Here is a 12,402-nt window from a genome sequence, read left to right as displayed (position 1 = left end):
TTTCCACATTCAGAAGGATAGAAACCTTTTAATGCGCTATACAGCTTCAAAATGTTTTTCAAGCCTGATTTCCACGTTCCCTTTCAGTGCACGTGAAATCATACAGCTCTGTTCTGACTGATCCATATAACGTTCTATTTTCTCCCTGAAGGCTGCATCTGCTTTCACATATGGGCGGTGAATGATCGTCCTATACGTGATGACACCTCTGTCATCCACCTCAACAATCCCTTCTGAAGACAAAGACATTTCCTCAGGTACAATGTTGGCACGCTCAAGCTTTGCCGCAAGTGTAATAATATAGCAGGTTGCAGCAGCACCGAGCAGCATTTCGTCAGGATTTGTACCGATCCCCGGTCCGTTCATTTCGGGAGGGATTGAAATCTCTGTTTTTAAATTTCCCGCTTCAATTGACCCGACTGTATTACGGCCACCAGGCCATTCGGCATTTAAATGAAAAGAATGTTCAGCCATCAAATCTTCCTTTCTAAATGAAAATTCATCATTATTTTAACACTGAAGCTGAAAAAGGTAGATCAATTCAACCTGTGCTACAATATTTTTAAAAAGATGCAGGAGAGATCATCATGAAAAAGAGAGTGCTGATCGTTGAAGATGAAGAGAAAATTGCCCGCGTGCTTGAGCTTGAGCTAGGATTCGAAGGCTACGAAACTGAAAAAGCATTTTCAGGTTATGATGCATTAGAGAAATACAGAGAAGACGGCTGGGACTTGATCTTACTTGATGTCATGCTGCCGGAGATGACAGGGATTGAGCTGTTGAGAAGAATCCGCTCAGGAGATGCAGATACTCCGGTCATTTTACTTACAGCAAAAGATTCGGTGGAGGATAAAGTGTCCGGTCTTGACCTGGGAGCAAATGATTATATAACAAAGCCGTTCCAGATTGAAGAGCTTCTGGCAAGAGTGCGGGCAGTCCTCAGAACGAAAAAGACGGATGATCCTGCTGTACTTAAAGCCGGAGATCTCGTCTTGAATGAACAAACAAGAGAGGTCACAAGAGGCGCATATGAAATAGATCTGACACCGCGGGAATTTGATTTGCTCGTATATCTTCTTAAGAACATGAGACAGGTTTTGAACAGGGAACAGATTCTGAATGCAGTGTGGGGTTATGATTATTACGGGGATACAAATGTTGTGGATGTCTATATCAGATACATCCGTAAAAAAATTGATCTGGAGGGTCATGCGTCTCTCATTCATACAGTAAGAGGCGTTGGTTATGTACTGAAGGTGAATGAATGAAGCTGCAGAATAAAATTCATCTTTTTACTTCCGGTGTGTTTGCCATCCTGCTTTTACTGATCAGTATTGCGATCTATGTGATTTTCAGCAACCTTACCTATAGCAGTGAATTGAATTCCGCTGAATTAAATGCTGCCAGTACGGCTTCAGGTATGATCTCCAGTGCCGGCGTCATCCAGGAAGGGGACCTGCTCAGATCATTCGGTCCGCTTGATGGAGCTACTTCTATAATCAGGGAAGACGGCAGTTCACTCGGGACCGTCACATCCTCTGGGCAAAACTCATTAAACAACATTGAGCGTACATTTTATAACAATCAGTATGCAGAAATTATAGAGCTCGAAAATGCAAGATACACGTTTGTTTCCATTCCCATGATCTGGACTGATGGCTCTATCGTGAATCTGCAAATATTTGAGAGCATTGATACTACAGTATCGAATCTTCAGATACTGAGAAATACGCTGATCGTAGTGGTCATTTTAGCGCTGATCCCTGTTTTTATCTCGGGCCGCCTTCTCGGGAATGTCATCATGGGGCCGATCAGGTCAATGACCGGAACAATGAAGGAAATTCAAAGAAGCGGTGAATTTAAAAGAATCCCACTGGAAGAAAAGTCGAGAGATGAACTGTATCAAATGGGTGAGAGTTTTAATCATATGATGAACCTCCTTGAGACGAACTATGATAAGCAGAAGCAATTTGTAGCGAATGCTTCACACGAGCTGAAAACGCCGCTTACCGTGATTGAAAGCTACGCCAACCTGATTAAGCGAAGAGGAATTGATAATCCGGAGGTTGTAGCTGAATCTGTTGAGGCGATTCACTCTGAAGCGATCAGGATGAAGGACCTGACTCAGCAGCTGCTTTTACTTGCAAAGCATGGTGAACAGTGGAAGCTGTCATTAGAGCGGTTTGATCTATATCCTTTGCTGAAGGAGTCGGTACAGGCATTCAGAAACGCTTACAGCAGGGAAATTACACTGCAGGGTGAGGAAATCATAGCGTATGCAGATAAGCAAAAACTCAAACAGCTGATCTATATTCTGATAGACAATGCCATTAAATACAGTGAGCAGGAGATCAGGGTCTCATTAGTCAGAGATGGGGCAAAAGGCAGAATTGATGTCGAGGACAACGGGATCGGCATCCCCGAAAGCGATCTGCCTAAGGTATTTGACAGGTTTTACAGGGTGGACAAAGCAAGAACACGAAAATCCGGTGGTTCAGGTCTTGGTCTGTCGCTTGCGAAAGAATTGTCTGAAGCACTCGGAATGAAGCTTACTTTAGAAAGTACAGAAGGTAAAGGTACAACCGCGTCTATTCATTTTCAGGCTGAATCTTAATTGAATTCTCATCAAATTCTAATCTGAAAAGGCTAAGATAAAAGAAAAACGCTGAGGTGAAAATGGTGAAAAAACAAAGAATCATCTGGATGACAGGCGGCGCGCTGATCGCAGTCGTGTTAATCGTTATTGTTCAGCAATTAATGACTTCAGGGACTTCAGCGGCTCCAATGACTGAAGGAGAAGCCATTCAATTCATTAATGAGCAGTACCCTGGAAGCACACCTGAGCTGATTGATGAAAGTGGAAGCACCTTTTTGTTCAACCTGACAAACCAAAACGGCGAGTATGAGCTCGAGATAGACCGGGAAAATAAAAGTGTTGCTTATCTTAATAACGTCTCAATGAATGAACCGGCAGAAGACGGGCAGAATGCCTCTGAGGAATTAACAGAGGAAGAAGCAATCGCGGTTGCAGGGGAAACAAGTAATGGAGAAGTTGTATCCTCAACCCTGCTTGCAGATGAAGGGAATAAGCGTTATGAGGTGGTTCTTGAGGAGGAAAATCGTATCCTTACAATAGAGGTAGATGCAGCTTCAGGAGAATCCCGGGTCACAGCTGAAGAGACAAAAAACACTGAAGAGCCTGCAAGAATTTTATCTGAACAGGAAGCAATAGATATTGCCCTTGGTACAGTGTCGGGTGAAGTGGATGATGTTGACCTGGAACAACAAGACGGCGTTCCCTATTTTTTGATAGAGATTGAAACTGAAGAAGGTGATGCAACAGTGCAGATCAATGCCATATCAGGTGAGATCATGTCTACAATATGGGATGATTAGACAAAGCGGGCAGATGAGCCCGCTTTGTCTTTTTATCAGTGTATAGTAAACTGATACTTAGATGAATTTTACAGGAGGAATTGCAATGAAGCCGAATACACTTGAAACTATGGCGCTGTTAAAAGAATTAGTATCGATACCCAGCCCTTCAGGACATACATCTGAAATCATTACATATATTAAGAACTGGTTTGCAGAAAGAAACATACCATCAAGAGTAACAAATAAAGGCGGCCTGATCGTGACTTTACAAGGTGAAGACACGCATCAGCACAGAGTCCTGACTGCACATGTAGATACACTTGGTGCGATGGTGAAAACCATTAAGCCGGATGGCAGATTAAGTATGACGATGATCGGCGGATTTCGCTGGAACGCTGTAGAAGGCGAATATTGTACCGTTGAAACATCAGAAGGAACTAAGTATACGGGTACAATTCTGCTCCATCAGGCGTCAGTTCACACATATAAAGACGCAGGCTCTGCTGATCGCAGTGAACAGAATATGGAAGTCAGGCTCGATGAGGTTGTAAAGTCTAAAGAGGATGCAGAAGCGCTTGGCATTTCTGTTGGAGATTTCATTTCATTTGACCCGCGTCCGGAAATCACACCGAGTGGCTTTTTCAAATCACGCCACATTGATGATAAAGCCAGTGTTGCGATGTTAATGAAGACTGTAGAACAACTTGCAGGCGACGGGCTTACACTACCCTTTACGACCCACTTTATTATCGCAAATAATGAAGAAATCGGTTTTGGAGGGAATTCAAATATCCCATTTGAAACAGTTGAGTATATTGCTGTAGATATGGGGGCACTTGGTGATGGACAAAGCTCAGATGAATATACAGTGTCAATTTGTGCGAAGGACAGCTCAGGACCTTATCATTATGGTTTGAGAAAGCACCTGGTGCAGCTTGCAAAAGAGAATCAGATTGATTATAAAGTGGATATCTATAATTACTACGGTTCTGATGCGTCAGCCGCTGTCAGAGCCGGTGCAGATATCAGACATGGTTTAATTGGTGCAGGCGTAGATGCATCTCATGCAAATGAACGGACACATGAAAAATCACTTTACCATACTGAATCTCTTATCCTTACATATCTTCAGTCACCATTAAGTGAGGATTGAAGAATGAGAAAAAAAGAGTAAAATAGCTAATGAACAAATCATCTAATGAGCGAGGAATTTTGAGATGAAAACAATTGAATGTATAAAAAATCTATCAGTTATTAAACAAATAGGCACAATACCTGAAGAAATACATGCACTTGAAATTGATTCACGTGCTGTAACAGAAGGAGCGGCATTTATCTGTCAGAAAGGCTATACAGTCGATGGACATGATTATGCAGGACAGGCTGTTAAGCAGGGGGCAAGACTGATTATCACAGAAAAAGAACTGGAGCTGCCTGCAGATGAGTGTGCACAGCTGGTTGTGAAAAATTCATCACGTGCGCTTGCAGTGCTTGCAGACAGTTTTTATGGTTCGCCATCTGAAAGAATGACTGTATTTGGTGTCACCGGGACAAATGGTAAAACTTCAGTTTCCAATTTAATTCATGAATTGATCAGAAAGTTAAACGGACGATCTGCTTTATCCGGTACAATCGGATTTGATCTGGACGGTGACCTTCGTCAAAGTGCAAATACAACCAGTGACCTGTTAACGACACAGCGTATGATCCGTACTGCTGAAGAAGAGGGCATCAGTAATATGATATTTGAGGTATCTTCCCATGGTTTAGTTGAGGGAAGACTGTGGGGGATTGACTTTGATGTAGCGGTCTTTACCAACCTGAGTCATGATCATCTCGATTATCATCACACAATGGAGCATTACGGATATGCCAAAGGGCTGCTGTTCTCTCAGCTAGGTCAGGATCTGACGAAAAAGAAAGCAGCAGTATTGAACCTTGATGATGAGTGGTATGAGCGATATGAGCAAATGACGCCGCACGAAGTGATCAGCTACAGCATGGAAAAGCCGGCAGATTTTTATGCAGAAGACATTCAGTATATGGCTGACCGGACTTACTATAAGCTTATTTCACCTGAAGGGGAATATCAGCTTGAAACACAGCTTCTCGGCACATTTAATGTATCAAATACCCTCGCGGCAATTGCAGCACTTTATGCGAGAGGATATCAGGTATCTGATCTTGTAGAAGCCTTAAAAGAAATTGCGCCGGTATCAGGCAGAATGCAGCTTGTTCCGACAAGTGCGCCGCTGTCTATTTATATTGATTATGCGCATACTCCTGATGCAATTGAAAAGGCGATCAGATCTGTTATGCCATTTAAGAAAAACAGAATCCTTTTCCTGATTGGCACAGGCGGTAACCGTGATAAATCCAAGCGTCCTGCAATGGCTGAAATGGCTTCACTTGCAGATTATGTTGTTTTAACTACAGATGATCCGCGTTATGAGAGCTATGACAGTATCACATCTGATCTTGAAAAAGGCATGATGCATGACGATTACGCATGTATCGGTGACAGAGCAGCAGCAGTCAGACACCTCATGCAGCAGGCAGAGCCTGACGATATCATTATCTTTGCCGGTAAAGGTCATGAAGACTACCAGATCATCGAAAACACCAAGTACCCCCACAGCGACAGCGAAATCGCACTGGAAGTCATTGCTGAGAGGTTTTAAATGGTGTTAATTTAATAAAACTTTTTAATGATGCTTCTTGAGCTGACCCCGCAGCGGAGAACGTAGACTCCTGCACCGGGGAAGGGCAGGCGAGACTCCGCAAGCGAAGCTTAGGAGGTTCGGCGCCCGGGTGCGGAAAGCGGAGTTCTCCACTGCGGGGGCAGTGTTTGTTGAAAGCAAAAAGGGTTGTCCATTTTCAGGACAACCCTTTTTCAACATCTAATTAGAAGAACATTCCTGCAATAGAAGCAGAAAGCATTGATGCAAGTGCACCAGCTGCAACTGCACGGATACCCATACGTGCAATATCAGGACGTCTGTTAGGCGCAAGATTACCAAGACCGCCAAGCAGAATTGCAAGAGAAGAAATATTAGCAAATCCACAAAGCGCGAATGTGATAATTGCCACAGATTTATCAGAGAATGTCTCTATCTCAGGAGCAAAATTCGCATAAGCAACAAATTCATTCAGGACAAGTTTTTGACCAATGAAGTTACCTGCACGTATTGCCTCATCCCATGGAATTCCAATCGCAAATGCCAATGGAGCAAATACATAGCCAAGAATTAATTCAATTGATAACTGTTCGAATCCAAACCAGCCGCCAATTCCACCGAGAATACCGTTGAGCATTGCGATTAGAGCGATAAAGGCAATTAGCATAGCCCCTACGTTCAAAGCAAGTTGCAAACCTGTAGAAGCTCCTTTTGCGGCAGCATCAACGACGTTAGAAGCATCTTCATCCGCTTCCATTTTGAAGTCATCCGGATCAGGCGTATTATCTGTCTCAGGTACAAACATTTTTGCCATAACAAGCCCGGCAGGAGCAGCCATGAAGCTTGCGGCTAACAAATATTCCAGTGGTACACCAAGCGCGGCAACCCCTACTAAAACCGCACCAGCTACTGATGCAAGTCCACCAGTCATTACTGCAAAAAGCTCTGAATTAGTCATGTTTTTAAGATAAGGCTTAATAACAAGTGGTGCTTCAGTCTGTCCAACAAATATGTTCGCAGCTGCAGACATAGACTCTGCTTTTCGTGTGCCAAGCAACCACGAGAGTCCCCCGCCGAGAAATTTAACAACGACTTGCATTATTTTCAAATAATATAGTACAGAAATAAGAGAAGAGAAGAAAATAATGATTGTTAATACATTAAATGCGAAAACCATAGGATTGTCTGGGTTTGCGTAAGCAAATCCTCCAAGAACAAAATCAATACCAGCATTTGCATAATTGATGATGTTATTAACGCCAAGAGTTAAAGTTTCTAAAAACTGTGCTCCAAAACTTGTCTGAAGAACAATAAAAGCAAAAGTCAACTGAATGGCCAGTCCACCCAGTACAGGACGCCACTTGATCCGTGATCTATTATTTGAAAAGATAAAGGCGATACCAAGGACAGTTAAAATCCCTGCAAATCCCCATAAAATGTTCATGTTGCCAGCTCCTAACAATTGATAAATTAGTGTGTTGCTAAATTGCTTTTCTCATTCTACAATGCAATTGCAAGCGTTTCAATAAACGTCACAGAAACGTCAAACAAATGTATGATGTCTGACATCTGAGGAGGTGAAAACTTGAAAATCAGAAAAAGCTATGGTTCGAATGGGGAAAGAACTGTATACATCCATGAGAATAAAAAAGAGGAATCCATTCTGGTTGCGATTCCTTCACTAGAGTGGTCCTGCTTTTTTACATATGAAGAAGCAGGAGAGGAACTCAACCGTCAAATCGCTGAGTCATTATCTAATAGAACAGTTGAGTCAGAGGCTTCAGAGCTTTCTTCACGCATCCGCGGCTGGACCGGAGAAATGTAACCATATTAAAGGCTGATCAGCTCTGATCAGCCTTTAATTCTGTATAGACTACTAATCTTTCAACATATCCGCCATTACTACGGTCAAAATAACCGGTACATGTAATCAGATTCAACCCTCTTTCAGGAGATGAACCAAAAATCTCTTCAATTGGTGCTTCCCCGGTTTCATAAGCGACTGAATCCTTTACCACAAAAACGAGTGATTCCCCGTTAGGATCAGTTACAGTAATCTCATCGCCGGGAGAGAGCTCCTTTAGATCCCAAAAAACAGCAGGTGCCTTTTCACTATCAACGTGTCCTGCAAGTACTGCATTACCTCTTTGACCAGGCTTATACCCCGGCTCAAACCAGGCAACCTCTTCACCATTGTCAGGTACAGCCATACCGCCTGAATTGTCAAGTCCATATGGATTAACCACTGCGTCAACGCCAATTGCAGGAATTGTTACTCTGCTCGGTGTAAGAGAGACATCACGGACAATGGATGTGACAGTTGCTTCACCTGTATCAGATGAAACGTCATTTTCAATATTTTCTTCCACTGAAGTATCGGGTTCCGGCGTTTCAGCATTCTCAACATTTTCTTCCGTTTCTTCTGCAGGAGGAGCAGCCGTATCTGCAGAAAAAAGCTGATCAGATGATGAGCAGCCGCCCATCATCAAAATCAGCCCTGTAAATATCAATAATCTTTTCATTTTTAATTATGATTGGAATACGCGCTTGCGGAATACAATCAGTAGTGCTGCTCCAGCAGCAATTGCTGCTACTGCCATCATACCTGCATTAGACTGGTTTGCTGCTCCGCCCATACCTGTTTCAGGCATTTCAGAAGGCATGCTTTCTGATGCAGATGCAGTAACCACTAATGGCTCAATGCTATCAAGTGTATTAACTGCATAAACACTGTATGCTGTTCCAGCTTCTAGTGCTGTACCAGACAGATCAAGTACCTGATCTCCTTCTGGTGTACGTACTTCAAGGTCATATGTGCCAGCTTCAAGCTCTGCAAAATCAGTAACTCCAGGGAATTCTGCTCCAGAGAATACTGCGTCTCCATCAATCAGACCAACATCTACTGCCGGTGCATCAGGAGAGAAGTGTCCTGCACGAACTTTTGTCATTCCTTCACCAATTGTAAGGTCATCTTGTGTCACGTTAAGTTCAATGCTATCAAGTGTTCCTACAGCAGCTGCAGTATAGTACATACCTTCTTCAACTGTAAGTGTTTCAGAAATGACAGCTGTTTCTGTGTCTCCAGCAGGGAAGATTTCTACTTCATGGTCGCCTGCAGGGAGTGCTAAGTAATCTGTGAATGCTTTGAATTCTGCGCCTTCAACAACTGCTTCGCCATTTACATAAACATCTACTGCCGGTGCGTCAGGTGATGCGTGAATGACTCGAACCCAGCCTTCTCCACCTTCATGATTGTCAGCCAGTGCTGCGCCGCCCATCATAGCCATTACCATGATTGCTGCAGCGATCGAACTAAAAAGTTTCTTCACAAAAATCACGCTCCTTTTTTTAATTGGTACAAGTAGTGTACAACTTATTTATACAATGTGTTAATGAGTTGTACAACTCTGGATGTGCTTTTTAACATTTTGCGTTGGATTGCATTATGTTATAGAAACTAATATGATGTTAAAGGTAGAAATTCATACATGAGAGGAAATGGATATGACACTTATAGATGAGGTACAATCACGCAGAACGTTTGCAATTATTTCTCACCCGGATGCCGGTAAAACAACTTTGACAGAGCAACTGTTATTATTCGGTGGGGCAATCAGAGCAGCTGGGACAGTCAAAGGGAAAAAGACTGGAAAGTTTGCAACGTCTGACTGGATGGAAATTGAGAAGCAGCGTGGAATTTCGGTGACTTCTTCAGTGATGCAATTCGACTATCTGGGAAAAAGAATTAATATACTCGATACACCGGGTCACCAGGACTTCAGTGAAGACACATACCGTACACTGATGGCAGTTGACAGTGCGGTCATGATTATAGATGCAGCAAAAGGGATTGAAGCACAGACATTGAAGCTGTTTAAAGTTTGTAAAATGAGAGGAATTCCAATCTTTACATTCGTTAATAAGCTTGACCGTCAGGGTAGAGAGCCGCTTGAAATTATGGAGGAATTAGAGGAAGTACTTGGAATTGAGTCCTATGCAATGAACTGGCCGATCGGAATGGGTAAAGAATTTCTGGGCATTTATGACCGTCACCATAACCGGATCGAACAGTTCAGAGTAGATGAAAACCAGCGTTTTCTTCCATTAAATGAAGAAGGTGAACTTGATGGGGACTATGACATCAAAAAAACTTCTCTATATGATCAGGCGTTAGAAGACGTAATGCTTCTTAATGAAGCTGGAAATGAGTTTACAACTGAGAGGCTGAAGAAAGGTGAAGTAACACCTGTATTCTTTGGAAGTGCTTTAACAAACTTTGGTGTACAGACGTTCCTGGAAACTTATCTGCAGTTTGCTCCATCACCGCAGCCAAGACAGACAGATCAAGGTGAAGTAGAAGCAACAGAAGAAGAATTCTCAGGCTTCATCTTTAAGATTCAGGCCAATATGAACCCTGCTCACCGTGACAGAATCGCTTTCCTTAGAATCTGTTCAGGTCAATTTGAACGGGGAATGCCTGTGCAGCTGAGCAGAACCGGAAAGACGATTAAGCTGAGTTCTTCCACGTCTTTCCTTGCAGATGACCGTAACACAGTTGATAATGCGGTAAGTGGTGACATTATCGGGATCCACGATACAGGAAACTATCAGATAGGCGACACGCTGACCGGCGGGAAAAAGAATTTTGCATTCGAAAAGCTGCCACAGTTTACGCCTGAGTTATTTATGAGAGTAACTGCAAAGAATGTAATGAAGCAAAAACATTTCCATAAAGGAATTAACCAGCTGGTACAGGAAGGTGCGATCCAGCTCTATAAAACCTACAGAACAGATGAAATCATTCTTGGCGCAGTAGGGCAGCTTCAGTTTGAAGTGTTCGAGCACCGCATGAAGAATGAATACAATACTGATGTGATGATGGAAAACATCGGATCCAAAATTGCCCGCTGGATTGAAAATGAAGAAGATGTGAAAGATGCCATGTCATCACAAAGAAGTATGCTTGTGAAAGACAGATACGGAAAGCTTGTGTTCTTATTTGAAAATGATTTTGCGATGAGATGGTTTTCTGATAAGCACCCAGAGATTAAATTATACAGTCTCTTATAGAAAAGAAAAATATCCTGCCGGAGGCCCGGCAGGATATTTTTTAATAAAAAACAATATAAATTTACTAAAGAGTAGGAATAAAGTATGCTTTTGTAGGGTAGATAAATAGCAGCATGAAAGAAAAATGAAGGTGGGGCGAATGAATGGTTACCAAGTGTGTAAACTGCGGAGTTAGTATGAGATTTTCAGAAGAGGGCACTTTTCATCTGAAAAATGTCAGTGAAAGTGAAATAAAATCGCTGTCTTTCCCGGTCATTGGTTTGGGTGGTGCATATAAAGCCGGTTATGAAAACCTGAATCAGCTTGAAAGTATGGCAGATGAAGTGATTCAGGTGAACAATCACATTGAATGTGGAATTTCATCGAAGAATCACTATGCTCAATATATGAATGCTGACTTGTTTAAAATAAGGCTTGAAAACAGGGAAACAGTCGAATTTATACAGGATGGAAAGCTGGTCAGCCATCTTCAGCCGATTGTTAATATTTCCTCAGGAGAGCTGTATGCATATGAGTCACTGCTGAGAGCTGACAGCAGTGAAAAGAAAATCTCGCCTTATGAACTGTTCCAGGTAGCCAATCAGGCTGAAATGCACTCGCTGCTTGATCAGAGAGCAAGAGAGGAAGCGATACGTGCAAGGAAAAACCACATTCCTTCAGGTATTAAAAGCTTTATTAATTTTCTTCCTTCTACTATTTATAATCCTGAATACTGCCTGCAGCATACATTCCATGTTGTAAATAAGTATCAGGTTGACCCTGCCGACCTTGTTTTTGAAGTTGTTGAGACTGAAAAAATCCAGGATGTAGATCATTTAAAGAAAGTATTTAAAACATATAAGCGTGAGGGAATGAAGGTTGCACTTGATGATGTAGGAGCGGGTTTTTCAACGATTGAGATGCTGAAAATGCTCGAACCTAATTATGTGAAAATAGACCGTTCATTTGTTGACCGCTGTGATGAAGATATGAAAAAACAGGAATTTCTGGCTGAAGTCAATCACATTTCAAAAGAACTTGGTATTACTGTATTAGCAGAAGGCCTTGAGAGAGTGGAAGAGTTAAGAATCTGTAAAGAGATCGGTATTGATCTCTGTCAGGGATACTTAATCGGTAAGCCTGAGCCGACAGCAACAACACCAATCATTAATACATCAGTCGCATCCTGAAGGTTGTGACTTGACGGTTGAACCGAATCCGTATAAAATCATCGTATACTTTATCACTTAAAAGCGTTTAAGTAAAACAGTATATTGCGATGATCCGGCAGAGAAAG

The 12,402-nt window shown here is 42.3% G+C and carries 12 protein-coding genes; 8 read left to right on the top strand and 4 right to left on the bottom strand.

Annotation, left to right across the window (positions count from 1 at the left end):
• Positions 1–36: 36 nt before the first annotated feature.
• The gene (locus tag UFB30_RS12025; protein WP_322421948.1) at positions 37–474 is read right to left on the bottom strand and encodes an SACOL1771 family peroxiredoxin; all 438 of its coding nucleotides are present in this window, start codon (positions 472–474) and stop codon (positions 37–39) included.
• 113 nt (positions 475–587) lie between these two features.
• Between UFB30_RS12025 and UFB30_RS12020 the strand changes: the two genes are divergently transcribed.
• The 5 genes from UFB30_RS12020 (at position 588) to UFB30_RS12000 (ending at position 6,059) form a co-directional block, all read left to right on the top strand.
• Complete coding sequence (locus UFB30_RS12020) at positions 588–1,268, top strand: response regulator transcription factor (RefSeq protein ID WP_322421947.1); 681 nt, start codon at positions 588–590, stop codon at positions 1,266–1,268.
• The gene (locus UFB30_RS12015) at positions 1,265–2,614 is read left to right on the top strand and encodes a sensor histidine kinase (protein WP_322421946.1); all 1,350 of its coding nucleotides are present in this window, start codon (positions 1,265–1,267) and stop codon (positions 2,612–2,614) included. The genes UFB30_RS12020 and UFB30_RS12015 overlap by 4 nt, the downstream gene beginning before the upstream one ends.
• A 65-nt stretch (positions 2,615–2,679) precedes the next feature.
• The gene (locus UFB30_RS12010) at positions 2,680–3,396 is read left to right on the top strand and encodes a PepSY domain-containing protein (RefSeq protein ID WP_322421945.1); all 717 of its coding nucleotides are present in this window, start codon (positions 2,680–2,682) and stop codon (positions 3,394–3,396) included.
• Positions 3,397–3,481: 85 nt separating this feature from the next.
• Positions 3,482–4,531, top strand: a complete 1,050-nt coding sequence (locus UFB30_RS12005; protein ID WP_322421944.1) for a M42 family metallopeptidase — start codon at positions 3,482–3,484, stop codon at positions 4,529–4,531.
• Positions 4,532–4,595: 64 nt separating this feature from the next.
• A complete protein-coding gene (locus UFB30_RS12000) occupies positions 4,596–6,059 on the top strand; it encodes a UDP-N-acetylmuramoyl-L-alanyl-D-glutamate--2,6-diaminopimelate ligase (RefSeq protein ID WP_322421943.1) in 1,464 nt (487 codons plus the stop codon).
• Positions 6,060–6,282: 223 nt separating this feature from the next.
• Here the strand turns inward: UFB30_RS12000 and UFB30_RS11995 are convergent, their stop codons facing one another.
• The gene (locus UFB30_RS11995) at positions 6,283–7,500 is read right to left on the bottom strand and encodes a NupC/NupG family nucleoside CNT transporter (RefSeq protein ID WP_322421942.1); all 1,218 of its coding nucleotides are present in this window, start codon (positions 7,498–7,500) and stop codon (positions 6,283–6,285) included.
• A 141-nt stretch (positions 7,501–7,641) separates the two neighbouring features.
• Here UFB30_RS11995 and UFB30_RS11990 point away from each other — a divergent pair, with 141 nt between their 5' ends.
• Positions 7,642–7,881 (top strand): YueH family protein, encoded by a 240-nt coding sequence (locus UFB30_RS11990; protein ID WP_322421941.1) that lies wholly within the window; start codon positions 7,642–7,644, stop codon positions 7,879–7,881.
• A 16-nt stretch (positions 7,882–7,897) separates the two neighbouring features.
• Here UFB30_RS11990 and UFB30_RS11985 read toward each other — a convergent pair whose 3' ends face one another.
• Positions 7,898–8,578, bottom strand: coding sequence for a class F sortase (locus UFB30_RS11985; RefSeq protein ID WP_322421940.1), 681 nt, complete (start codon positions 8,576–8,578; stop codon positions 7,898–7,900).
• Between the two features lie 6 nt (positions 8,579–8,584).
• On the bottom strand, positions 8,585–9,385 hold the full coding sequence (locus UFB30_RS11980; protein WP_322421939.1) for a DUF4397 domain-containing protein: 801 nt from the start codon (positions 9,383–9,385) through the stop codon (positions 8,585–8,587).
• Positions 9,386–9,560: 175 nt separating this feature from the next.
• Here UFB30_RS11980 and UFB30_RS11975 point away from each other — a divergent pair, with 175 nt between their 5' ends.
• Together UFB30_RS11975 and UFB30_RS11970 are read left to right on the top strand one after the other, a co-directional pair.
• The gene (locus UFB30_RS11975) at positions 9,561–11,126 is read left to right on the top strand and encodes a peptide chain release factor 3 (protein WP_435390885.1); all 1,566 of its coding nucleotides are present in this window, start codon (positions 9,561–9,563) and stop codon (positions 11,124–11,126) included.
• A 143-nt stretch (positions 11,127–11,269) separates the two neighbouring features.
• Positions 11,270–12,295 (top strand): EAL domain-containing protein, encoded by a 1,026-nt coding sequence (locus UFB30_RS11970; protein WP_322421937.1) that lies wholly within the window; start codon positions 11,270–11,272, stop codon positions 12,293–12,295.
• The last annotated feature ends 107 nt before the right edge of the window (positions 12,296–12,402 follow it).

Origin of the sequence: Jeotgalibacillus haloalkalitolerans, assembly GCF_034427455.1 — a bacterium.
GTDB classification, from domain to species: Bacteria; Bacillota; Bacilli; order Bacillales; family Jeotgalibacillaceae; genus Jeotgalibacillus; species Jeotgalibacillus haloalkalitolerans.
Note: the sequence above shows the minus strand (reverse complement) of the source record. Positions and strands in the feature narration are given on the sequence as shown.

Coding starts and splice junctions, on each gene's coding strand:
- UFB30_RS12025 (WP_322421948.1), bottom strand. CDS start 474: ATGGCTGAACATTCTTTTCATTTAAATGCCGAATGGCCTGGTGGCCGT.
- UFB30_RS12020 (WP_322421947.1), top strand. CDS start 588: ATGAAAAAGAGAGTGCTGATCGTTGAAGATGAAGAGAAAATTGCCCGC.
- UFB30_RS12015 (WP_322421946.1), top strand. CDS start 1,265: ATGAAGCTGCAGAATAAAATTCATCTTTTTACTTCCGGTGTGTTTGCC.
- UFB30_RS12005 (WP_322421944.1), top strand. CDS start 3,482: ATGAAGCCGAATACACTTGAAACTATGGCGCTGTTAAAAGAATTAGTA.
- UFB30_RS12000 (WP_322421943.1), top strand. CDS start 4,596: ATGAAAACAATTGAATGTATAAAAAATCTATCAGTTATTAAACAAATA.
- UFB30_RS11995 (WP_322421942.1), bottom strand. CDS start 7,500: ATGAACATTTTATGGGGATTTGCAGGGATTTTAACTGTCCTTGGTATC.
- UFB30_RS11985 (WP_322421940.1), bottom strand. CDS start 8,578: ATGAAAAGATTATTGATATTTACAGGGCTGATTTTGATGATGGGCGGC.
- UFB30_RS11975 (WP_435390885.1), top strand. CDS start 9,561: ATGACACTTATAGATGAGGTACAATCACGCAGAACGTTTGCAATTATT.
- UFB30_RS11970 (WP_322421937.1), top strand. CDS start 11,270: ATGGTTACCAAGTGTGTAAACTGCGGAGTTAGTATGAGATTTTCAGAA.